Origin of the sequence: Micromonospora saelicesensis, assembly GCF_900091575.1 — a bacterium.
Taxonomy (GTDB): Bacteria; Actinomycetota; Actinomycetes; order Mycobacteriales; family Micromonosporaceae; genus Micromonospora; species Micromonospora saelicesensis.
Window position 1 is genome coordinate 183,624 of sequence record NZ_FMCR01000010.1, and the last position, 20,815, is coordinate 204,438.

23 protein-coding genes and 1 other RNA gene are annotated in these 20,815 nt (G+C 67.6%); 10 read left to right on the forward strand and 14 right to left on the reverse strand.

Annotated elements, in window-relative coordinates; all coding sequences use genetic code 11:
* Positions 1–7: 7 nt before the first annotated feature.
* Positions 8–769, reverse strand: a complete 762-nt coding sequence (locus GA0070561_RS32075; protein WP_091409425.1) for a sulfite exporter TauE/SafE family protein — start codon at positions 767–769, stop codon at positions 8–10.
* 127 nt (positions 770–896) lie between these two features.
* Between GA0070561_RS32075 and rnpB the strand changes: the two genes are divergently transcribed.
* Positions 897–1,312: RNase P RNA component class A (gene rnpB / locus GA0070561_RS32080), an RNA gene on the forward strand.
* Between the two features lie 935 nt (positions 1,313–2,247).
* Positions 2,248–3,591 (forward strand): hypothetical protein, encoded by a 1,344-nt coding sequence (locus tag GA0070561_RS33405; protein ID WP_141710513.1) that lies wholly within the window; start codon positions 2,248–2,250, stop codon positions 3,589–3,591.
* Positions 3,592–4,009: 418 nt separating this feature from the next.
* Here GA0070561_RS33405 and GA0070561_RS34575 read toward each other — a convergent pair whose 3' ends face one another.
* The 3 genes from GA0070561_RS34575 to GA0070561_RS32095 all read right to left on the reverse strand — a co-directional run bounded on the left by GA0070561_RS34575 (position 4,010) and on the right by GA0070561_RS32095 (position 5,550).
* Complete coding sequence (locus tag GA0070561_RS34575; RefSeq protein ID WP_279616389.1) at positions 4,010–4,144, reverse strand: VOC family protein; 135 nt, start codon at positions 4,142–4,144, stop codon at positions 4,010–4,012.
* 421 nt (positions 4,145–4,565) lie between these two features.
* Positions 4,566–4,757 carry a DUF397 domain-containing protein gene (locus GA0070561_RS32090; RefSeq protein WP_091409429.1) on the reverse strand — a complete coding sequence of 64 codons (192 nt, stop codon included), beginning with the start codon at positions 4,755–4,757 and terminating at the stop codon, positions 4,566–4,568.
* Positions 4,744–5,550, reverse strand: a complete 807-nt coding sequence (locus GA0070561_RS32095) for a helix-turn-helix domain-containing protein (protein WP_091409432.1) — start codon at positions 5,548–5,550, stop codon at positions 4,744–4,746. The genes GA0070561_RS32090 and GA0070561_RS32095 overlap by 14 nt, the downstream gene beginning before the upstream one ends.
* A gap of 274 nt (positions 5,551–5,824) precedes the next feature.
* On the opposite strand from GA0070561_RS32095, the gene GA0070561_RS32100 reads away from it, so the two are divergent.
* Entirely contained in the window at positions 5,825–6,091 is a 267-nt protein-coding gene (locus tag GA0070561_RS32100) for a hypothetical protein (RefSeq protein ID WP_091409435.1), read from the forward strand.
* On the forward strand, positions 6,088–6,354 hold the full coding sequence (locus tag GA0070561_RS32105; protein ID WP_091409438.1) for a hypothetical protein: 267 nt from the start codon (positions 6,088–6,090) through the stop codon (positions 6,352–6,354). Before GA0070561_RS32100 ends, GA0070561_RS32105 begins: the two co-directional genes overlap by 4 nt.
* 72 nt (positions 6,355–6,426) lie before the next feature.
* Here the strand turns inward: GA0070561_RS32105 and GA0070561_RS32110 are convergent, their stop codons facing one another.
* The 4 genes from GA0070561_RS32110 to GA0070561_RS32125 all read right to left on the reverse strand — a co-directional run bounded on the left by GA0070561_RS32110 (position 6,427) and on the right by GA0070561_RS32125 (position 10,812).
* The gene (locus tag GA0070561_RS32110) at positions 6,427–9,222 is read right to left on the reverse strand and encodes a TIM-barrel domain-containing protein (RefSeq protein WP_091409443.1); all 2,796 of its coding nucleotides are present in this window, start codon (positions 9,220–9,222) and stop codon (positions 6,427–6,429) included.
* Positions 9,223–9,414: 192 nt separating this feature from the next.
* Positions 9,415–9,765, reverse strand: coding sequence for a hypothetical protein (locus GA0070561_RS32115; protein ID WP_091409447.1), 351 nt, complete (start codon positions 9,763–9,765; stop codon positions 9,415–9,417).
* 67 nt (positions 9,766–9,832) lie between these two features.
* A complete protein-coding gene (locus tag GA0070561_RS32120) occupies positions 9,833–10,303 on the reverse strand; it encodes a hypothetical protein (RefSeq protein ID WP_091409452.1) in 471 nt (156 codons plus the stop codon).
* A gap of 17 nt (positions 10,304–10,320) precedes the next feature.
* The gene (locus GA0070561_RS32125) at positions 10,321–10,812 is read right to left on the reverse strand and encodes a hypothetical protein (protein WP_244166524.1); all 492 of its coding nucleotides are present in this window, start codon (positions 10,810–10,812) and stop codon (positions 10,321–10,323) included.
* A 43-nt stretch (positions 10,813–10,855) separates the two neighbouring features.
* Here GA0070561_RS32125 and GA0070561_RS33875 point away from each other — a divergent pair, with 43 nt between their 5' ends.
* On the forward strand, positions 10,856–11,224 hold the full coding sequence (locus GA0070561_RS33875; protein ID WP_167362546.1) for a hypothetical protein: 369 nt from the start codon (positions 10,856–10,858) through the stop codon (positions 11,222–11,224).
* 473 nt (positions 11,225–11,697) lie between these two features.
* Here GA0070561_RS33875 and GA0070561_RS32135 read toward each other — a convergent pair whose 3' ends face one another.
* Together GA0070561_RS32135 and GA0070561_RS32140 are read right to left on the reverse strand one after the other, a co-directional pair.
* Positions 11,698–12,453 carry a hypothetical protein gene (locus GA0070561_RS32135; RefSeq protein WP_091409464.1) on the reverse strand — a complete coding sequence of 252 codons (756 nt, stop codon included), beginning with the start codon at positions 12,451–12,453 and terminating at the stop codon, positions 11,698–11,700.
* Positions 12,454–12,533: 80 nt separating this feature from the next.
* Positions 12,534–13,463 carry an expansin EXLX1 family cellulose-binding protein gene (locus tag GA0070561_RS32140; protein ID WP_091409469.1) on the reverse strand — a complete coding sequence of 310 codons (930 nt, stop codon included), beginning with the start codon at positions 13,461–13,463 and terminating at the stop codon, positions 12,534–12,536.
* A 180-nt stretch (positions 13,464–13,643) separates the two neighbouring features.
* On the opposite strand from GA0070561_RS32140, the gene GA0070561_RS32145 reads away from it, so the two are divergent.
* Positions 13,644–14,132: a hypothetical protein gene (locus GA0070561_RS32145; protein ID WP_091409473.1), complete on the forward strand. Its 489-nt coding sequence runs from the start codon at positions 13,644–13,646 to the stop codon at positions 14,130–14,132.
* Between the two features lie 39 nt (positions 14,133–14,171).
* Here GA0070561_RS32145 and GA0070561_RS32150 read toward each other — a convergent pair whose 3' ends face one another.
* On the reverse strand, positions 14,172–14,810 hold the full coding sequence (locus GA0070561_RS32150; protein ID WP_091409477.1) for a TetR/AcrR family transcriptional regulator: 639 nt from the start codon (positions 14,808–14,810) through the stop codon (positions 14,172–14,174).
* 119 nt (positions 14,811–14,929) lie between these two features.
* Here GA0070561_RS32150 and GA0070561_RS32155 point away from each other — a divergent pair, with 119 nt between their 5' ends.
* The 3 genes from GA0070561_RS32155 to GA0070561_RS32165 all read left to right on the forward strand — a co-directional run bounded on the left by GA0070561_RS32155 (position 14,930) and on the right by GA0070561_RS32165 (position 18,062).
* Entirely contained in the window at positions 14,930–15,766 is an 837-nt protein-coding gene (locus tag GA0070561_RS32155) for an SDR family oxidoreductase (RefSeq protein WP_091409483.1), read from the forward strand.
* 130 nt (positions 15,767–15,896) lie between these two features.
* Entirely contained in the window at positions 15,897–17,120 is a 1,224-nt protein-coding gene (locus GA0070561_RS32160; RefSeq protein ID WP_091409487.1) for an epoxide hydrolase family protein, read from the forward strand.
* The gene (locus GA0070561_RS32165; RefSeq protein WP_091409492.1) at positions 17,121–18,062 is read left to right on the forward strand and encodes a redoxin family protein; all 942 of its coding nucleotides are present in this window, start codon (positions 17,121–17,123) and stop codon (positions 18,060–18,062) included.
* On the opposite strand, the gene GA0070561_RS32170 is transcribed toward GA0070561_RS32165, so the two are convergent.
* Positions 18,049–18,933 (reverse strand): transglutaminase domain-containing protein, encoded by an 885-nt coding sequence (locus GA0070561_RS32170; protein ID WP_091409498.1) that lies wholly within the window; start codon positions 18,931–18,933, stop codon positions 18,049–18,051. The two genes, GA0070561_RS32165 and GA0070561_RS32170, sit on opposite strands and share 14 nt — an antisense overlap.
* A gap of 65 nt (positions 18,934–18,998) precedes the next feature.
* On the opposite strand from GA0070561_RS32170, the gene GA0070561_RS32175 reads away from it, so the two are divergent.
* Positions 18,999–19,574, forward strand: a complete 576-nt coding sequence (locus GA0070561_RS32175; RefSeq protein WP_181539242.1) for a GNAT family N-acetyltransferase — start codon at positions 18,999–19,001, stop codon at positions 19,572–19,574.
* A gap of 17 nt (positions 19,575–19,591) precedes the next feature.
* Here the strand turns inward: GA0070561_RS32175 and GA0070561_RS32180 are convergent, their stop codons facing one another.
* Both GA0070561_RS32180 and GA0070561_RS32185 read right to left on the reverse strand, forming a co-directional pair.
* Positions 19,592–20,110 carry a hypothetical protein gene (locus GA0070561_RS32180; RefSeq protein ID WP_141710515.1) on the reverse strand — a complete coding sequence of 173 codons (519 nt, stop codon included), beginning with the start codon at positions 20,108–20,110 and terminating at the stop codon, positions 19,592–19,594.
* 38 nt (positions 20,111–20,148) lie between these two features.
* Positions 20,149–20,793 (reverse strand): GrpB family protein, encoded by a 645-nt coding sequence (locus tag GA0070561_RS32185; RefSeq protein WP_167362547.1) that lies wholly within the window; start codon positions 20,791–20,793, stop codon positions 20,149–20,151.
* Positions 20,794–20,815: the final 22 nt, after the last annotated feature.

The following is a 20,815-nucleotide window of genomic DNA, read 5'->3' on the forward strand; positions in this document are numbered from 1 at the left end:
GCGCCCGTCAGTTCAGGGCGCGCCAGAGCAGGTAGAGGCCGATCGTCGTACCGAACACCACGATCACCGTCTTGAGCACCACCGACGGCAGCCGGCGGACGAGCCGGGCGCCCGCGTACCCCCCAATCAGGGTGGCCGGCGCGACCACCGCGACGGCCGCCCAGTTCAAGGGGCCGAACAGGGCGAACACCACGAGCGTCGTGCACCCCACCACCGCGGAGAGCAGGTTCTTGATCGCGCTCACCCGCGCCAGGGTCGCGTCCAGCACCAGGGCCAGCCCGGCCACCAGCATCACCCCGAGCGCCGCACCGAAGTAACCGCCGTACACCGCACCGAGCGCGACCATCGTCTGCACCGTGACCGTCCGCCGGCGTGGCGACAGGTCCCGAGGATGACCGACCAGGCGGCGCAGCGGATCCTGGAAGGCCAGGACCGCTGTCGCGCCGAGGACCAGAAACGGTACGACCAGCTCGAACGCGCGGGCCGGAGTGGCCAGCAGCAGCAACGCCCCGAGAATCGTGCCCACGATGGTGGTGGGCACCAGCGTGGCCAGCGCGCGGGGGCGCGGCAGGTCCTGCCGGCTGCCCGCCACGCTGGCCAGATAACCGGGGAAGACGGCGACGGAGTTGCTGACGTTCGCCGGCACCGGGGGCAACCCGATCGCGATCATCGCCGGAAAGGTGATCAACGAACCGCCACCGGCCACCGCGTTGACAGTGCCAGCGGCGAGACCGGCGGCGAGCAGCAGCGCGGCGTGGGAGAGATCCATAGCCCCACGAGGCTAGCCGTCGCCTCGCGAAGCGGATTCGCCGGATCGTTCTTGAGCTGCGCGATCTTGCTCAGGCGGGGCGGCAATACCGGCAGCACGCTCGTCGTTAGGATGAGAGCGCGACGGACGAGTCGACCGGGCGGCCGCGTCGGCGGGCTTCGGCCCGCCGCCGAGGAACGTCCGGACTCCACAGGGCAGGGTGGTTGTTAACGGCAACCCGGGGCGACCCGCGGGAAAGTGCCACAGAAAACAGACCGCCGACCCCAACGGGGACGGTAAGGGTGAAACGGTGGGGTAAGAGCCCACCAGCACCCCGGGTGACCGGGGTGGCTCGGTAAACCCCACCCGGAGCAAGGCCAAGCAAGGGCCGTCACCGCAAGATGACGACCCGGCGCAGACGCTTGAGGGCTGCCCGCCCGATGTCTGCGGGTAGGCCGCTGGAGCCTGCCGGCAACGGCAGGCCGAGATGGATGGCCGCCGCCGGCGCAAACCCCTTGGGGTACGCGCCGCGCACAGAATCCGGCGTACAGGTCGACTCGTCCGTCGCCCACCAGCTCAGCCGCCCTCGCATGGTGGCTGACCTGTTGTTCCTTCGGGTGGTGCTGGTCGTCGTCGGCCATTCTCGGTTGGCGTTTGACGGCCTAGTGACGGTCAAACAGCTCGGTGAAGGCCCGGGGCGACGTGACCGCCGCCCCGGCCTTCTATGAGACTCGGCCAGGCTTGTGTGACCGTCGGTGCGGCCAACGCTTCCCGCAGCGGCAGCACACGCGCACCCCGCCTACTACCTCACCCGGAAAATCCTTCTGACCGAGAGGGCAATAATCTCCACCGAACTTGCCATCATTCATAACTCTGTTTGAATTCATAATTACTCCTTAAAATAGACACAACAAGCTCCCGAGGGCATGAAGAATGCGGTCCTAGAGGGCGCCGTAATCGACTTGATCTAACGGTAGGCATGAAAGTGCCCGATGGCAAGCCTTGCAGATCCCCTGCGTTATTACCAAGACGCTGACCAGGTAAAACGGCCTGAAATCACGGCTGGCGTCAACAATTAATTCGCGTGCGGTGGGGTGTAGTAGATTTATGCCGACAACTTATAGGCAATCTAAACTAGAAAAGTTGCGGCTACTAATAATGAAGACAGGCTTCGGGCTTCGGCCCAGAGGTCCCTTTCTTGCATCCCGTCGCCGCCGACCCGGGCAAGCCGAGCAGACCACCACCCGGCCCGCCAGCGTCCGAACCACCGGTTGCAGTCAGACCGTCGTGGCGGACCGGGCGACGGGATGGCCTACCGCAACCAACACGGACCGCGACACGCCGACGGAGCCGCCGGCCAGTCATAGGCACTTGGCGACGGCGAGTCCTTGGGTGAAGGCGAGGGAGACAATCTGCTGTGACCATTGCCCCGCCTTCGCCAAATTTCCTAGCAACTAATCAAGTAGCGAACGACCCGCATCCCGTGAGAGTGTGTGACGGTGATCCAACTGCCGGAGGGCTACAGCTGGGCTGAGCCACTGAATGGTGGCGAGTCTCTCGCCTTCGATCGGAACAAGCACGGTGACGAGTGGATTGACTTTGTCTTTCAACGGCTTGGGGAAACGGTTCGGTCAAGTGGCTATCAGATGTCGTCGCATGATCATTTCCCCGGCGGCCACATCTACCAACTGGCTGGATCTCAGCTGCGGAGCGCGCTTTGGCTGATACTCCCTTCCAATCGCGGGCCTGTCTGCGTGGTCCTAGGGCGCGAACCGCAACACGAGGACGACATCGAGCCGTGGCGCGAAGCGGTTGCACATGCGGTCCGCCAGATTGGGACCGCTATGGATTTTGGATGGTGGGCGATCATTGGTCCAGACCCAAAATCTCGTTACAGTGGCAGCTTGCGTCTCTCCTCGCCCTCAGAAGTGGGCGGTTTGAAGCTGGATCCGTCACCAGAAATGTTTTTTGAATATTCACCATCGCGCTTCAACCTTTTCAGTGCCAATGGTAGTCGCAATGGCCTTGTCAAGGTTCGGGGGACTTCTGCTGCCTACACCTGGGCGGTGGCGGCCGAGGACGCGGCGAAACGTCTTCGTCTGCTCTGCGCGATGTTGTCAGTTGAATCGAGAGTGCCATGGATGCAACGTTGCTCCATCAGCCCTCTGACTCGCACCAACGCGTCCGGCGAGTCAGAGGCAATTGATGGCGAAGATATTGAATTTCCGGTCAGATCGCCATGGGATCGTGATGAAATATTCTCGCCAGAAGGTCGCTTTCAAGTAAATGACGTCACCATTCCAGACTGGATTCCCTCGCGATGGAGTGCAATAGCGTCTGATGCCGGCCTTCTAGGTGCCCTGATTAACTATCACGAGGGCCTGCTCATGATGGAGGCTCATCCTTCGTACGCCGCTCTAGCGTTTGTCGCTGTTATAGAGGCGCTCGGAAACCGAACAGTCAAGAAGTTGCCTCGATGCGCTGAATGCAGGTCAGTAAGGGGGTCCGGGCAACGCTTCCGAGAGGCGCTTGCGAAGGTGATCCCGGCAGAGGAAGCCGAGTATTTTGGTCGCAAATTCTACGACCGTCGATCCCGTACAGCTCACGAAGGAATATTGCACGGAGCCGAGCCGACCTTCGGCGCATTTTCGCACTGGACTGGCATCTCAGATAACTCGGTGCGCGACTTCGAGGCCCTTTTGCATAGCCTGTCCGCAGTGACTCGCCGGATCTTATTGGTGGAGGTTGCCGAGATTGATGTGCCAAGGTCTTCGCTGCTTCCCCCGCCGATTAGGGCTTTGCCTTCGCCTGCTAGCACCTCGCCGCCGACCAGCGAGGGTTAACGCCGCTCTAGTCGAGTACGGCCTGCTTGATATCTCGTACGCCGACGCACGTCTGCTTCCAAATTTGCGCGGGACGGAGCGCGCAGCAGGCTGGAGGCGGCACTACCTCGCCGATGGAGCCGCGTCTAGGCGGTCGCATTCGCGCGTATGGCTCCCGCTTACGGTCGCGCGATGACTTGAGCGACGAATGCGGCCCAGGCGACGGGGCGAAGGTCAGCGCCGGTCCGGCGGTGCCCTTCGAGTCTTGGACGGCTACAACACCGGGGAGGCTGCCTGCCACCTCGACCCAGTTCCGCCGCTCGCGCCGCTGCGGGTGGACTGCGCCACCAGGCGGTACTGAGGTCCATGATGGCTCTCAGCGTCCTTCATCAGCTCGTTGGACTGCCGGCGCAGGAGCGCTTCGTTCGCCGACTCTCGCTCATTGGTGTAGCGCGCCGACGCGGAGCCGGTTGCCGTCGGGGTCCAACGCCTCGAACTCACGACCCCAGTCCTTCTGGTCGACAACGCCGCCGCAGGCCGCCGCCGCATTGTTGTCGTCGACGTATAAGTACAACAGGGCCCCGGCCGGGCCCGGCGTCGCGCCAACTCACCGCCGCAATCAGCGTCCCCGGTGTGCTTAGACAGATGGATCTCGACGGTGCCCCGGGCGATGCTCACGTAGAGCGTCAAGCCAGGGGCGAGTCGGTGCTCCCGCTTGACGAAACCAAGGCGGCGTACCAGGCACGGCGGTGTTCGCGTCCGTGGTCCGCAGGGCAGGCGCTAGGCGTTCGGGCATCCGGGCGGTCTGGCAGCCAGTTGTGCCGAGACGATCCCGCGACGGTCGGGTAAGCAATCCCACGGCTGTCCCGTGGACGACGCATACCCGGGTTACGCCGAACGCCTCGCGCTTGCCTCGAAGTCGGAGACGAGTGCTTGGGGGCGCCGAATTACGTACTCTGGCCGGGTGCGAAGCCCTTTCGTGGGTCTGGCGTCGGTTAGCGACGCGCGCCAACCTGGGCGACGAACGCCCGCCAAGCCGCCGGGCCGAAGGTCAGGGCCGGGCCGGCAGGGTCCTTGCTGTCCCGGACGCCGACGATGCCGGGCAGGTTGTCGGCGACCTCGACGCAGTTGCCCCCGGACGATCCGCTGCGCCGGGACTTGCGCCAGGTGGCGTTAGTGAGGTCCATGATGACTGTGCACTTCCTTCATCAGTTCGTTGGACTGGCGGCGCGGGAGTGCCTCGTTCCTCACGTTCTCCCACCTCGTCTGAAGAGTATGTAGCCCATCTTCGTTATCGACCACGATCCCGCCTAGCTGATTTTCGAGGTGCCCGACCCAGGCCCCATCGCCAGCCCGCGCCAGCGCGAACGGCCCGGACAGGCCGATGTGGAGGCCGGCGCCCGCGGGGATCACGTGGACGTGAATGTGGGGTAGCTCGGCGACGGTAATGAGGTGGGCGACCTGCTCGGCCATGATGCCGGCGTGTTCGTCGCCAGCGCGGCGGAGCGTGGACTCATCCAGGACGGCCACCACCTGTGGCGGGCTGTCACCGGTGAGGATCTTGTGTCGGCTCAGCCGAGCGCTTACCTGCTGGTCTACCTCGGTGGCCGACATGAGGTCGTTCAAGCGCATCACGACGCGGGCGTAGTTCTCGGTCTGGAGTAGGCCCGGGATCAGTAGTGGCTCGAAGAGACGAAGCTGTCGCGCGCCACGTTCGGCGTCCAGCCAGGGCAGAAACCACGACGGTGCGCCCAGTTTCACCACCAAGCGGCCGAACAACCCGTCGTTGTTGAAGGCGCGGTCCGCTCCCCGGATGAAGTCCATCGTCAGCGCTCGGGTGCCGCTCTCCACGGCGCTGACGTGCGAAGCGCTGAAGCCCGCCCCCCTGCCGAACGACTCTTGCGTCATCCCGGACGCTCCACGAGCGCGGCGTATCTCGCTCACGACGAAGTCCGCGAGGGGACTTGGCACGTCAGCCATCCAACTCTCCTCAAATCGGAGATCGACTACCCGAGGCGCCACACGCCTGGAGCCTGTTCTGCCAGCTCCGGCCCGGAGAGCTGGAACACCTTCCGAGCGTAGTGGTCTCCACAGCAGAGTGTCACCAAGCGGCGCGGCTGGCAGGCCCACGAGATCCGGCGGTCGCGTTCGTAGCGGGGCCGCTCCCGACGGGCGAGCACTCACGGGAGCGGCCCCTTCCCAACGGCACCAAGGGGAGACCGTGCCTGACAACAATTCCGAGAAGGTCGGGAAGATGAAGGCCGGCGACGTGGTCCACCTGACCACCGCGGCGAGCGTGCAGTTCCTCCGCCCGATCTTCGTTCGCGTCATCCGCGAGCTGCCCGAGCGGCACACGTACGACGGATGGGTCTGGATTGATTGCTACGAGCTGAACGCGGCCGGCGACGCGGTGGCACGGCGCGAGTTGTACGTGATGCGTACGGGCGTGCGGTTGCAAGCCCTGCCCGTCAGACCGACCAGGCCAGGCAAACGCCGGCGGAATCCGGTGCGGGTCGGATGACCGCGCGCCCTCGCCCGCACCTGCCGATGCGGCCGGCGTGGCTGTGCCGCAACTGCGCCGCGCCCTGGCCGTGTGCGCCGGCGCAGCTCGCCCTCGTGACCGAGTTCTACGGCCATTCGATCGCGCTGGCGTTCTACCTGGCCGCGTCGATGCAGGAGGCGATCGACGACGTGTACGGCCTCGGCCTGCGCCCGGACCTGCCGGCGATGCACGCCAGGTTCCTCGGCTGGTTGTCTCTGGCCCGCCGGTCCCACCGACGCTGAGCCCAGCCAAGCAACGAACCGGCCGGGCGGGTTGCCCCACCCGGCCGGTGTCCGGATCCCTGCAAACAGGCTTTAGTGCTTCTTGAACACCGGCATGGTGTCCAGCGTGGTGGTGATGTTCTGCGTGGTGCCGCCCCGGTACGTCTTCCCGGTGAAGATGTCGGTCCAGTTGTCGCCCGGCGGGAACCACACCGACGTCGTGGCGGTGGTGCCGGGCGTCGTCACGGGTGCCACCAGGTAGTCCGGGCCGTAGAGGTACTGCGAACCGGCGGTGGCGTACGCGGCCTGCTCATTCGGGTACGCCAGGTACATCGAGCGGACGATGGGCGTACCCGTGCGGGTTGCCTCCTTGGCGGCGGCGTAGGTGTACGGCAGCAGCTTTTCCCGCAGGTTCAGGAACTTCTTGGCCGACGCGTTCGCCTCCGGGCCGTACTGCCAGGGCAGCCGGTCGCTGTGGTTGGAGTGCAGCCGGTCGATCGGCTGGAACGTGCCGAACTGCACCCACCGGGCGTAGAGGTCGTCGGGCAGCTTGGTGCTGCCCGGTTCGCTGCCCGGCTCCTGGAGGCCGCCGGTGTGCCCGCCGATGTCGTGGCTGACCGCGGCCAGCCCGGTCGCAGCCGACTCGCCCGGCGTGTAGCCGACCTCCATCTGGAGGGTCTGCCAGTCGGAGGTGGTGTCGCCGGTGAAGTGCAGCGTGGTGCGCTTGTCGGCCCACGGTCCGGTCGACACCGGGGTCGGGCTGCTGTAGCCGCCGGCCTGCAACGAGCCGTACGCCCGGGAGAACGCGAAGCCGGTCTTGTCGGCGTACTGCTGGTTGATCCACGCGTCGGCGGTCACCCCGGCGAGCGAGGACTTCGTGTTGTCGCAGCACCAGTCCAGCCACCACAGGTCCGGGCCCTTGGTGCCCTTCGGCAGCATCCCGTCGTGGAGCTGCATGTACGCAGTGAGCTGGTCCGGGTCGCCGAAGTCGAACGCGTAGCAGTCGGGACCGCCGTTGCAGCCGACGCGCTGGAGCTTGCCCTTCGCGGTGGCCTGCGCCTGCGCGAACTTCGGGTCCGAGCCGAGGATGCTCGGGTGGATGTTGATGCCGGTGTGCAGGCCCTGCTTTCTGGCCCAGTCGAAGAACGCCTTCGGGTCGGGGATGCGGGTGGGGTCGATGCTCCAGCCGTTCCACTTGTCCGGCGCCTTGACGTCGGTGTCGAGGACGAGCACATCCAGCGGGACACCCTCGGCCTTGGCCCGGGTCACCAGGTTCTGGAACTCGGTGGCGGTGCGGTCGTAGTACTCGGAGTACCACACCCCGTACGCCCACTTCGGCAGCAGCTTCGTGGGGCCGGTGAGGGTCGACAGGTCCTTCAAGGCACGGGTGAAGTCCTGCCCGTACGCGAAGACGTAGCCGTCCTGTTCGGCGGCGGGCCGGGGCTTGGTGGTGCTCAGGGCCGAGGCCGAGTCGTCGAGCAGGTACCAGCCGTCCTGGTAGAGCAGGCCCGGAGCGGTGAGGGCGGAACCGGTCACGCCGTCCAGGCCCCGGCGGTAGCCGCCGAGCGGTGCGTGCGGGGCGAGCAGCGGGGAACCCTTGCTCGTGACGGCGACCGTGTCGACGTTGACGTTGCAGCTGGAGTCCGTGGGGCATCCCAGCGTCACCGTGTTGGTGCCTTGGCTGAGGTGGACCGGGACGGAAACGGTGTTCCAGTAGTCCCACCCGCTGGTCGGCGGAAGGGTCGCCGTGACCGGCGCAGCCGTTCCCGCGGTGACCGACATGGTGCGCGTCTGGCTCGGCTGGGCGCCAGCCTGGCCGTTGGCGTACCGGATCTGCACCTGGTAGTCACCGGCGGACGGAACATCCGTCACGGTGAGCGTGTCGGCGGACGTGGTGCTCTCCAGGCCGGCCAGGAAGCCCGTACCGGAAGCGCCGTTGTGGTCGTTCGCGGGCCTCGCGCCGCCGGTCAGCGCGCCGGTCTCGGCCTCTGCCAGCGTGCCGAACCGCAGGGGCTGCGGCTGGGGCGGGGTCGGCGCCGGGAACGAATCACCCGGGTTGGCCACCGCGAGGCTGTCGACGTTCACGTTGCCGGAGTCGCTGGGACCCCGCACGACGCTGATTTCGTGTCGGCCGGCGGTGAGGTCGACCGGCACGGTGGCCAGGCCCCAGGTGTCCCAGTTCGCCGTGGGCGGCAGCGTCAGCGTGTGGCCGGCGTCGCCGTCGACCTGAACGGTCAGGGTGCGGGCCACGTTCTGGCCGTCGCCGCCGGTGCTGTTGGCGTAGCGGACGGCGAGCTGCTTCGTGCCACTCTCGGGAGCGTCCAGCGCGAATGTGATCGAGTCGCCGGACGAGGCGAAGCCGGCCGCGAAGCCGCGCCCGGTGAATCCCTGGTGGTCGGTGGCCACGCCAGGGCCGTTCAACTGCAGCGATTCGGCCTCGCAGAGCGCGCCGAACGCGCAGGCCGGGGCGGTGTGGCCGGCCCAGGGTTGGCCCTGCACGGTCTGCTTGCCGGCCTTGAGCTGGACGGTGAGGTTGTCGGCGGTGAACGCGCCCGAGCCGACCCGGTAACGCAACGTCATCGCGCCGGTGTCGATGGTGAGCCAGCCGTGCTCGACGTGCTTGGTGAAACGCGTACGGGGGAAATCGTCGCGCCCGATGGCGTTGAACGTGGCGGCGTCGGTGAACTTGCCGTCCTTCTGGTACTCGGTGCGGATCAGGGTCGGGGACAGCACTTCGAAACGTGCGTCACCCGACCGTACGGCTCCGTCCTGCGCCCGGTGACGGCTGGCCTGGGCAGGCGCGGACGGGGCGAGCGCCAGCCCCGTGATGAGAATGCCGACTGCGGCGGCTGCTGCCGCGCTGCGGCGGGGTGAGTTCCGATAGAGCAAGATGCGCTCCTCGTCTCAAATGGAGGAAATGAGTCGATGACAACGCTGTCACTCGCTCGAAACGCATGTCAACGGGCCTCGGAGGGTGTCCCTTCTCTCTTTCGTCACCTGCCGTACTCGTCCGACAGGCGCCGCTGCACCCGGTGACGACGACGGGCCGCCAGGTAGGTGGACTGCCGCCCGACCACCAGTTCAGACGTACGGGATCCAGGGCTCGGGCTGTTCGGCGTCCCAGCCCAGCTTGTCGAGTGCACGCAGGACCGCGCCCGCGCGGAGAGTCCAGAAGAGCAGGATCTGGTCGCGTCCCTCGACGTCGAAGGAGACGGCGGTCGCCGGCACCGGGAACCGTCGGTGAAACGGATGGTGCACCAGCGCGGCCACGGAGAAGTGCTCCAGGGTGTCCGATCCGGTACGCGACGTGAAGGTCAGTGTGCTGTCGTCGGCGTGCAGCTTCACGGTCGGCCAGACCATTCGTCGGACGGCTCTCAGGGGGTTGCCTCGGGTGAAGTCGAGGCGGTCAACGTAGGTGAGCCCGCCGCGCATCGAAGGTCTCCGAGATCATCGTGAGATGGTACGGCGGGTACGAAGGCCGAGGTCGCAGCGGCGGTAGCTACCAGATAAGCCCGCGCTCGTCGATGAATCGAGGCGGTTCGCCGAGGAAGGTGTCGGCCGGAACCGCGCCATGTGCAAGGTTGAGCGTGTCCAAGCGGTACAGCCAGGCGCCGTCAGACGTCCCGGTGAAGCGGTAGTTGATCTGCCAGCGCAGCCATTCGCCGTGAGCGAGTCGCACCGCGGGCGGCCGGCGGTGACGGCGCGGCCTACCCCAGGCCGACGCGAGCAGTTCAACCCGGAGTTGACCGTCCACCAGCCGGAGACGCACATCGCTCCGGTACGACACGCGTCGCAGGCCCTCGCGAGGCTCGAACCCATCGGCCTCCGCCATGTCTACCTCGTGGGTGAGCGGCGCGGCCCGTGCCGGCAGGGCGAACGACAGCGGTACGGCGTTACGCCGGGTCGCCTCGGCTCCGCCGCGCGAACGCTTGGTCCACGACGTGCGAACCCACTGCACCACAGCATCCACCCGGCGATACTCGGCCGCTACCTGTCCTGACGCAACCCGGATTCGCCCACCCAGCGTTTCAACACCACGGGCTCCTCCCTTGGGGCTGGCCACACCTGCACGCGCAGCCGCTCCATCGTCTGCGGGGCTTCGTCGGAGTCGACCCCCACGCGCTCCGCCTCGGCGAGATTGCTGCTCGCTGCCCGGACACGAACGGGCCCTACCGGCACCGGGACCCGCACAGCATCCGGCTCGTAATCGGTGCAACCCATGACCACGATGCGGCCCGACCGAACCTGCATGCTCCCCTCGACCACATGGTCGTAGTCGGCGAGGTCGGCGGCGGGCGGAGCGTCCAACACCTCGACTCTTACCGCGACCGTGACGTTGACCGACGTGCCGATGGCCATCGCGTCGTCGACCACGGCCAGCCGGTCGACAACCGCCTGGTCCGTCCATGCCTCGCTGAGGTCGCCCGCCGACCCGTCGTCACTCAGGTGGATCTGGTGGTAGTCCGCGAAGAGTTCCACGTCCAAAGAATCCACGCCACGCTCCTCTGTCGATCTGCCTGCGATGATCTGGTACATGATTCGGCGACGTGCAGACAAGTTGGCGAATGCCGTCGGTCTCGTGACGCTCGGCTTCGGTGTGGTGCTGACGGCCATGCCACGACGCAGCGCGGCAGCCCTCGGATTGGGTGATCGCCCTGTCCTGGCCCGAGCGGTCGGTTTGACTGATCTCGTCGTCGGTTCCGGCGTCTTGTGTGGGCGCCCCCGTTGGCCGTGGATGGCGGCGCGCGCTGCTTTGAATCTCGCGCTGACCGGCTGCTACGCAGCGGAGGCCAACCGCTCGGACGGTGGCCGATGGGCCCATACGGGAGCGATCGCCATGGCGTCACTCACCGTCGTGGACGCGACCTTAGCCCGTGCTCTAGTCAATTGATGCGCTCAGTCGACTGATGACTCGAAGCAGCTCGTCCCGATTGTTGGCGGCCTTGAGCCAGTTCGGCAGCCGTGCCACCAGCGTCATGCCGCCTGGCGCCGGGCCCCGCTCCCGAAGTCGAGCGCCGATGTATCCGGACAAGATGTCAAGGTGGGTGCGGTTGAACGCCCAGAGCGTGTGCCCGCCACAGCACTGGGCCCTCAGCCACAAGGGCAGGTGGAAGAACGGATCGACTGGACCGTTCCAGGACGAGACCTCAGATCCCCGCGGGGACCAGGACGCCGAGTACGCGCACCCCGGGCACGTGAGTCGACGGGGCCAGGAGGCCACCCACCTACTGTCATTTGGCTGTGGGGAGTTGACCGCCCGATGCCCGCAGCGTGGGCAGACGACGTAGATGTCCTCGGCCGCCAGCTCGTACAGACTGACCAACGGATCGCGGAACCGATCCTGCTCGTCGCCCTGGCGTTCGTTCACGACGGAGACTCTGCCGCATCTCGTCCAGCCGGCTTTCGTCGTCGACGAGGCTGGTGGACCGAGATCGGCTTGAGGTCTTCATGACCTAGCCGGTCCGCGATGGCCTGGGCTTGAACATCCGGGTCGGTACCGTCGACCGGAAAAGTCACGACGTAGCTGCCCGGTAGGGCGTAACGCTGCCCGCTCAGATCGCGGGCGTAGTAGCTGATCTCGACCACGTCCGGACGATCCTCGGGCGCGCGGATCGCCACGTAGCGGCGTATCCAGGCTCCGCCGTCCTGGTCCCATCCCTCACGCCACAGTGTGACCTGAAGGTTCTCGGCAACCAACCGCGCCGGCCACGTCCGGGTGGTGCGCTCCGTCGCCTTGGTTAACTCCTCCGCGTACGCGTGCGAGTCGAACTGGAAGCTGCCCAGCCCGATCTCCGCCCCCTCCTTGTGCACCCTGTCGATGACTCGCAGACGCCAGCGGTCCCAGAGCACTTCAGAGCCGGCCTGACAGACGCGGACCGTCAGTTGGTCCTCGCTCATGTCCGATCCGCCTACCGCGATCTCTCGGGCTTCCGGTGTGGCAGCGAGCCCGTCCGGTCCTAGGAGCCATGAGGGCGCGAACCCCGCTACCGGCTGTCCGTAAAAGCCGTCTGCCGGGTACGCCGTCGCAGCGACGTCGAGTCCGTTGACGAGGATCCCCATGCGGTGCGACGTGAACTCGGCGGGGAACAACAGCGGCTCCAGCCTCAGGACGTCGACCACCGGGGCAGTCTAGTCAGCGCAGACCTCGGCCAGCCGCCGCTTATAGCGGCACCGCGACCGGGTCACTCAAGACCAGGCGGTCAGCAGCGGGGGCGGTCGAGTGGAGCGGCGGCACCCGCGAGCGCTTCGACTGTCGCCGTCGGTGCGACTGACTCCGTCGGCGTCGGTGCGGGCGCGGTGGTGGGGCTCGGCGGGGCAGAGGGTGAACTGCTGGGTGTGGGGGAGGCGCTGGCGAGGGTGACCGTGCTGCGTTGCACCTGCTTGGTGACCATGCGGATGCCGGTGGCGGTCGCCTGGCGTCCGTACACGTCGGTGACCCTGATGCTGTACGGCCCGGGGCCGATCCCGCCCTCGATGGTCCAGTGGTTGTCGCTCTGCCGGGCGGCCTTGCGGAAGCCGCCACCCGGTCCCATCGCCTCCACCGAGCGGAGGGGGTTGCCGTGGTTGCCGACCTGCACCGCGAACCAGTACTTCGAGGCGCCGCCCTTCAACCGGAAGGTGAGCCCTCCGTCGAGCGGCGGGTTCACCACCGCCCGGTACGTCACGGGCGCGATGCCCTGCGACCGGTCCGCGATCTTGGTGAACGCCTCGGTGGACAGGTCGATCTTGCTGGGCCCGCAGCCGCCGCACTGGTCCATCACCATGACCCGGACCTTGCCCTTCGGACCGGTCACCTCCAGGTAACTGCCGCAGGCCGCCGATCCGGAGTACTGGGATGCGCCGAGGGCCACGTAGAGCCGGTCCGCCGGAGGGCCCGGGAAGGAGCAGTTGCCGCCCGAGCGGCCCGCGTCGTAGAAGCTGGCCTTTCCCTTGTGGACGGCGTTGCCGGTCGGTGGCGCGGCGCAGGCCGGGGTGGCGCCGCCGCGAACCGCGAGGGTGATACCCAGGACGGCGGCCAGGGCGGTGACCCCGGCACCGGCCAGCCAGTGTCTGACCCGCCGACTCGACCGGGGCGTGCCGTCGTCGCCGGCCGGGATGTCGTTGTCGGGGGCCGTGCCTGGTGCCGTCACGGCGCCTGATGTTGCCGCACCGCGCTGTGGCAGCGCAAAGCCGTCCCACCGATCGTCACTCGCCGGATCGGCGGGGGCGCAACCCGTTGCGGGCGGTGGCGACGACGAGATCGGCGTCGGCGGCAGGAGTTGGTGTCTGGCGGTCACCGACGCGAGCGTGCTGTCCCGGATACTGATCCGGTGATCAGCTTGCCGCATGCCGCTTCAGGATTGTCCAAGGCGACCTGGACCGACGCCGACTTCCCGAACATGGGATGGCATGACTGCCGGATCCATGCGGTGAGCATCGGCGTGGATGACACACTTCCGCCCGCCAGGCTCCTGCTGGACCTCGACTACATCGTGCGGTGGGTGCAACCTGCGGGAGAGGAGCGCCACTTCACCTTCTGGATCGCGCCCGCGACGCTGGTGTTCGAAGGTGCGTGGAACATCGACGGCAAACTCGGACCGCTTCACGACCTCATGGAGATCGCCGACCTGCACCGGCTCGAATCCCCGGACAGTAGCCCGGAACCGTTGTGGCACATCGAGGGTCAGAACTTCGATCTCCGCCTTCGAGCTGCTGGCTACACCCAGTTCCTTCGGATGCCGCCGCAGCACGTCCCCCAGCAGATCCTCACCCCCGCCGAGCGCGCCGGGATCAGCTTCGCCGAGCAGCCGTTCGCCTGACAACGGTGCCGATGCCCCGCTGATCAGGAGCGCTCGGGATCAGGCATCCCTGAACGTGCTGACGCTGACCGGGGCGGAACGGGCCTGTCGACGGGGGCGTAGGCCGTTGAGGGCGGTGGCGACGACGAGGTCGGCGTACTCGGCGGTGAGCGGCCCGCTGCGCTGCAGCCAGCGGTTGAGCACCGGCCCCCAGATCATGTCCACCGCCACGCCGAGGTCGACGTCGTCGGCGATCTGGCCGGCCTGCTGGGCGCTGCGCAGGCGCTGCCGCTTGGCCTCCTTCAACGGCCCGTCCAACCGTTCGGCGTACGCCGCGGCCAGCTCGGGGTCGAGCGCGATCTCGGTGGCCAGCGCGCGCATCGGTTGCTCGTACCGGGGGTCGTTCATCTCCTCGACCGTCGCGCGCAGCACCACTGTCAGGTCCGCCGCCAGGTCGCCGGTGTCCGGCAGCGTCGGCGGCCCACCCTCGGTGGCCTCGCTGAGCATGAGGAAGGCGTCGAAGATGACAGCGCCCTTCGACGGCCACCAGCGGTAGATGGTCTGCTTGCCGACGCCGGCCCGCGCGGCGATGCCCTCGATGCTGAGCTTCGCGTACCCCGTTTCCTGAAGCAGGTCGAAGGCCGCGGTGAGGATGGCGCGCCGGGAGGTCTCTCTCCGGCGGGCCGTGTTGGGCGTCATGGGTGGAACGATACCAGTTTGCGAGACGAACCGTCTCGTCTTGACGGTGATGATGTCCCGGGCCTAGTCTCGGTCCATCACGAGACGGACCGTCTCGTCTTGAAACCCCTGGAGAACACATGCGTACCTGGTTCATCACCGGTGCCAGCCGCGGCCTGGGCCGCGCCTTCGCCGACGCCGCGCTCGACCGGGGTGACCGGGTGGTCGCCGCCGCCCGGACCATCACCCAGGCCGACTTCGACGAGAAGTACGCCGACAAGCTGCTGGCCCTGACCCTCGACGTGACCGACCGGGCGGCGGTCATCGCCGCAGTGGACACCGCCGTCGAGCACTTCGGCCGGCTCGACATCGTGGTCAACAACGCCGGCATCCTGTCCATGGGCATGATCGAAGAGTTCACCGAGGCCGAGGCGCGCGCCCAGTTCGAGGTCAACCTCTTCGGCGCGCTCTGGGTCAGTCAGGCCGTGCTGCCGCACCTGCGCGCCCAACGGTCCGGCCACATCGTGCAGGTCTCCAGCATCGCCGCGCTCGGCGGCTTCCCGAGCACCGGCCTGTACAGCGCGAGCAAGTTCGCCCTGGAGGGCATGAGCGAGGCGCTGGCAATGGAGGCGGCGGCCTTCGACATCACTGTCAGCATCGTGCAGCCGGGCGGATACTGGACCGACCTCTACACCAGCGTGCGCGCCACCACCCCGATGGACGCCTACGCGTCACTGCGCGCCGAGCTGGAACGGCAGTGGGCGGAAGGCTCGATCGACAGCGAACCGCGGCTGGCCGCCGAGGCGCTGCTGCAACTGGTCGACAGCGACGAGCCGCCGCTGCGGCTCCTGCTCGGCAGCATGGTGTACGACCTGGCGTTCGACATCGCCCGCCGACGGATGGACACGTGGGCGAGCTGGGAGCAGGTCAGCCGCGCCGCCGAACACGCCGTCGCCGATCCCGGGTATGCGCATTGACGGGCATCGCCACCCCTGCTGGCGCAATGGTCCAGCCACAATTCCGACCCATGATCATGCCTGAATGCGGTCAGCCTGGGAAACACCTGGTCCCCTCGTGAGGCGCGATTCAGACGGAGAGGAAGCACCCATGGCTGTCAAGACCATGACGCGACCCGGCACCACGGAGATCCGGCCATTCAAGGTGGAAATCCCCGACGCGGACCTCAAGGCGATGCGTGCCCGCATCGCCGCCACACGGTGGCCCGAAAAGGAAACAGTGCCGGATCAGTCGCAGGGCGTGCAGCTCGCGACAATGCAGGCCCTCGCGCGTTACTGGGAGAAAGAGTACGACTGGCGCAAGGTCGAGGCGCGGCTGAACGCCCTACCGCAGTTCATGACCGAGATCGACGGCCTCGACATCCACTTCCTCCACATCCGTTCGAAGCACGAGGACGCCCTGCCGCTCATCGTCACGCACGGGTGGCCCGGTTCGGTGATCGAGCAGATGAAGATCATTGACCCGCTCACCAATCCCACCGCGCACGGTGCGAGCGCCTCGGACGCCTTCCATCTGATCATTCCATCGATGCCCGGTTACGGCTTCTCGGGGAAGCCGAGCCAGCCCGGCTGGGACCCGCAACACATCGCGAACGCCTGGATCGAGCTGATGAGGCGCCTTGGCTATACGCAATTCGTGGCGCAGGGCGGCGACTGGGGTGCGCTCATCACGGAGTTGATGGGTGTGCAGGCGCCTCCGGAACTGATCGGCATCCACACCAACATGCCGGGTGTGTATCCGCCCGACATCGATGCGATGCTCCAGTCCGGTATCACCGGTGCGAACAATCCCCTCGGGTCGCTTCCGTCCAACCTCTCCGACGAGGAGAGGCGCGCTTGCGAGCAGGCCGACTTCTTCTGGAAGCACTCCAGCTATGCCCTTGAGATGGGACGCGCCCAGACGCTGACCGGATTGGCGGACTCGCCCGTCGCCCTGGCGACGTACATGCTCGACCATGACGCCGCCAGCCTGAAGCTCATTTCCGAGTCCGTCGCCGGGCAGCCCCGAGGCATCACGCCGGAGGACCTCCTCGACAACATCTCGCTCTACTGGTTGACGAACACCGGGGTTTCCTCGGCTCGTCTGTACGCGGAGAACCAGCTCTCCTTCTTCGCGGCCAAGGGCGTAACGATCCCGGTTGCGGTGAGCGTGTTCCCTGACGAGCTCTACCAGGCTCCCAGGAGTTGGGCGGAGCAGGCGTACCCCAATCTCATTCACTACAACAGGCTGGACAAGGGCGGGCACTTCGCCGCCTGGGAGCAGCCGCAACTCTTCTCGGAAGAGATGCGGGCCGCCTTCCGGTCGCTGCGCTAGATGGCCGTGCACCTGCCCCCGCTGAACGGGGCGGCCGAGTGGCTCAACTCCGAGCCACTCGGCCCCGCCGACCTGGGTGGGCGCGTCGTCCTGGTCAACTTCTGGACGCTGACCTGCATCAACTGGCTGCGCCAGGAGCCGTACGTGCGGGCCTGGTCGCAGGCCTACCGCGATGACGGGCTGGTCGTCATCGGGGTGCACACCCCGGAGTTCGCGTTCGAGCACGACGTTGACTGGGTGCGGCGGGCGGTGGCGGCCCGGTCGATCGACTACCCGGTGGCGGTCGACAACGACTACGCGATCTGGAGTGCGTTCGACAACCACTACTGGCCGGCGCTCTACTTCGTCGGCACCGACGGGGTCATCCGCGACGAACACTTCGGCGAGGGACGCTACGAAGAGTCCGAGCGGGTGCTCCAGCAACTGCTCGGCATCGAGCGGGAACCCGTACCCGTCAACGGGCTCGGCCCGGAGGCGGAGGCCGACTGGACCAACCTGCGCACGCCCGAGACGTACCTCGGTTTCAGTCGCGGCGAACACTTCGCGTCGCCGAACGGCCCGGCGCTCGACGAACGCCGCGCCTACCAGGTGCCGGAGAGCCTCGGCCTCAACCAGTGGGCGCTGGCGGGGGAGTGGACGATCGGGTCGGAGAACGTCGTGCTGGACAAGGCCGGCGGCGGTATCGCCTTCCGGTTCCACGCTCGCGACGCGCATCTCGTGCTGGCCCCCGGGGCGGGAGCGTCGATCCCGTTCCGCGTGCTGCTCGACGGTGACGCTCCCGGCCCGTCACACGGCGTCGACGTCGACGAGGACGGCAACGGCGTACTCCAGGACGGCCGGCTCTACCAGCTCGTCCGCCAGGACGGCGCGGTCCGGGAGCGGACCTTGGAGATCACGTTCGGCGAGCCCGGCGCCGAGGCGTACGCCTTCACCTTCGGCTGACGCGCAGATCGACAGTGTTCTCCGTGCCGGAGACCGGTGAGAGGCTGCGTACCTGAGCGCCGGGACGCAGACGGCTGTCGGTCGCGTACCGGTCGGCGAGCGCCTTCTCCGCGGCCTCGTCGCCGTCGTCGGCGTCGAGCAGCAGGGCGGCGATCTCGTCGGCGAGCGTGAGGTCGGCGTTGGCGAGGTCGTCGGTCATCGCGCCGAAGCTGTCCCACAGCAGCAGCTCGTCCTTCTGCCGATGGGCCAGTTCGTGCAGGAGGTAGTCGTAGATGAACCAGGCGCCGTGGACCGGCATGTCGGGGGCCACACCGTAGACGTCGGGATCGATCGTCCCGGCCCGGTACGCCGACCACACCCGCGCCGCCGAGTCGAAGAGGCCTGCCGTCGGGTCGATGTCGTAGCCGTCGAACCGCCAGTCGCCGGCCGGGTCGAGCTCCGGGTCGGCCCAGACCCAGCGTTCGCCGTTCCAGTACTCCACCAGCACGTGATCGTGGTGCCAGCCGGGAGTGAAGTAGGAGGCGAAGCCGACCCGGCTGCGGCTGGGAATGCCGTGCTGACGGAGGATCGCGATCGAAAGCAGTGTGTGGTCCCGGCAGCAGCCGGCCACCCGGTCCACGGCCGGGCGCTCAGCGGTGAGTGGCACTGGAAAACGGGACTGGTCGGTGTCGAGGATGCGGTCCACCCAGCGGCGGTTCACCTCGTCGAGCCGGTCCACGGGCAGGTCAACTCCGCCGGCCCGGTAGTGGACGATCACGTTGCGGGCGGTCGCCGCCACGCTGGGGATGTCGGACGACACGGCGTCGAGGAGACCACCGTGCCGACCGGGGTCGCTGTAGGGGGAGTGTCTGCGGTAGTCATCGAGGTCCATGGGGCCAGTCTCGGGGCCGCCACCGTGTCAGGGTCAAGGCGCTTTTCCGGATAGTGTCGACTGCTGTGACAACGCCCGAGATCACCATCGCCACCCCGGCGGACCGCGATGCGGTGGTTCATACGCTGGTCGCCGCGTTCGTCAAGGATCCGATCCTGCGGTGCCTCTTCCCCGACGAGGAGACCTATCCGCGGTACGCCGCCGCCTTCTTCGGGCACCTCTTCGACAAGCGTGTGCACCAGTCGTCGATCTGGACGCTCGGCGGGGGCGCGTCGGTCGCCATCTGGGAGCCACCGGCGGGGTCGCTGACCGGGTCACCGGAGGGCGGGCTCGCCGCTCACTACCCCGCCGACGTGCTGGCCCGCGTCCAGAGCTACGACGACGCCGTGCACGCCGCGCTGCCGACGTTCCCGTTCTGGTATCTCGGCGTCCTGGGCACCCACCCCGACAGCGCCGGGCGCGGTTGGGGCCGTGCCGTCATGCGGGCCGGCCTGGCCCGTGCCGCCGCCGACGGCCTGCCGGCGATCCTGGAGACCAGCAACCCGGCCAACGTCGAGCTGTACCGCCGGGCCGGCTGGGAGGTGGCGGGCTTCCTGCCGGAGCCCGTGCCCACCTGGATCATGCAGCAGCCGCCGCGCTGAAAACGCGGCGCGCTCACTCACCTGCGGGTGAGCGGGACCGGTTGCCCTTGGCGTACCTCGAGGACCGGCCGCCTGCCCAGCGGTTGGGCCAGATTGAGGGTTGCGGTACGCGAGTAGCCCGCGAGGGTGCACAGCTCGCCGCTGTTGTGGTGCTGCGCGATGACGATGACCACGACGGCGTTGGCCGACTCGACCGACTCCGCGTGATAGTCGGCGCCACAGGGTCCGGTCGCCGGCCCGAAGGTGCCGGTGAAGTCGACGGTCAGCTGCGTACCGGCCCCGGTTGTGGTCGCCGACTCGATGGCGATGCCCGGCGGGGAGTTCCACGGTGGTGGTGTCGGGGTGACGGCGCCAGCGCCACCTGCGTCAATGACGGCCTGGTCGTACCGGGCCAATGCCTCCCGTGCCTGCTGACGCAGCTCGCCGAGGCTTTCACCGCGGGGTAGCGCGGGGTCGACAGGGGCGTTCGCGTCGGTGCCACAACCAGCGAGCATCGCCGCCACCACCACCGCAACGACCCAGTGCCATCGCATCATCGAAGACCCCTTTTCCGGCAGCGTGACAGTCAGGATTATCAACCGTCGGCCCGGGTGGTTCCGCCCGGCTGATCGACCTCGGCTGCTGCCGCCGAAGCGGCGAAGATGCGCGCGTAGATCTCGTCGATGACGTCGTTCTTCGCGAGGCTGTAGTCGCGGGGCCGGTGCTCGGTGTCCCGCGCGACGCGCCGCTTGGTCGCGGCGTACCGCTCCCGGTCGTGCGGATGCGAGCGCAGCCAGTCGCGGAAGAGCAGGTGCCGGACCGGTTCCGGCGCACCCTGCGGCCAGACGTGCAGGTTGACGTCCTCGGCGGGGCTGAGAAGCATCCGGTGCCCGTGCCACCAGGGCTCCCGAAGGACGAGCCGGTACCCGAGCCGTTGCAGGGCGGGGAGATAGCCGGACTCGTCGGCGGTGTCCTCGATCACGAGGTCGACGTCGATGACGGGCTTGGCCGCCAGCCCCGGCACCGCCGTCGACCCGACGTGTTCCACCCCGATGATCAGACCACCAAGCGCCTCGGTGAGCGACGACCGGACGGCAATGAACCGCTGCGCCCAGGCCCCGTCGTACTCCTCGATGACGACGGACTCCCACGTCCGTGGCGGCTCGCCCACCAGGCCGGCGTCGACCTGTTCGGGGGTGCCGTGGAAGCGCTGCACGACGTCCTGCGGATACTCGGCCACGTCAACCTCCTCGGGAAGCAAA

Coding starts and splice junctions, on each gene's coding strand:
- GA0070561_RS32075 (WP_091409425.1), bottom strand. CDS start 769: ATGGATCTCTCCCACGCCGCGCTGCTGCTCGCCGCCGGTCTCGCCGCT.
- GA0070561_RS32090 (WP_091409429.1), bottom strand. CDS start 4,757: ATGGACCTCACTAACGCCACCTGGCGCAAGTCCCGGCGCAGCGGATCG.
- GA0070561_RS32095 (WP_091409432.1), bottom strand. CDS start 5,550: ATGGCTGACGTGCCAAGTCCCCTCGCGGACTTCGTCGTGAGCGAGATA.
- GA0070561_RS32100 (WP_091409435.1), top strand. CDS start 5,825: ATGAAGGCCGGCGACGTGGTCCACCTGACCACCGCGGCGAGCGTGCAG.
- GA0070561_RS32105 (WP_091409438.1), top strand. CDS start 6,088: ATGACCGCGCGCCCTCGCCCGCACCTGCCGATGCGGCCGGCGTGGCTG.
- GA0070561_RS32115 (WP_091409447.1), bottom strand. CDS start 9,765: ATGCGCGGCGGGCTCACCTACGTTGACCGCCTCGACTTCACCCGAGGC.
- GA0070561_RS33875 (WP_167362546.1), top strand. CDS start 10,856: ATGATCTGGTACATGATTCGGCGACGTGCAGACAAGTTGGCGAATGCC.
- GA0070561_RS32150 (WP_091409477.1), bottom strand. CDS start 14,810: ATGACGCCCAACACGGCCCGCCGGAGAGAGACCTCCCGGCGCGCCATC.
- GA0070561_RS32155 (WP_091409483.1), top strand. CDS start 14,930: ATGCGTACCTGGTTCATCACCGGTGCCAGCCGCGGCCTGGGCCGCGCC.
- GA0070561_RS32160 (WP_091409487.1), top strand. CDS start 15,897: ATGGCTGTCAAGACCATGACGCGACCCGGCACCACGGAGATCCGGCCA.
- GA0070561_RS32165 (WP_091409492.1), top strand. CDS start 17,121: ATGGCCGTGCACCTGCCCCCGCTGAACGGGGCGGCCGAGTGGCTCAAC.
- GA0070561_RS32170 (WP_091409498.1), bottom strand. CDS start 18,933: ATGGACCTCGATGACTACCGCAGACACTCCCCCTACAGCGACCCCGGT.
- GA0070561_RS32180 (WP_141710515.1), bottom strand. CDS start 20,110: ATGATGCGATGGCACTGGGTCGTTGCGGTGGTGGTGGCGGCGATGCTC.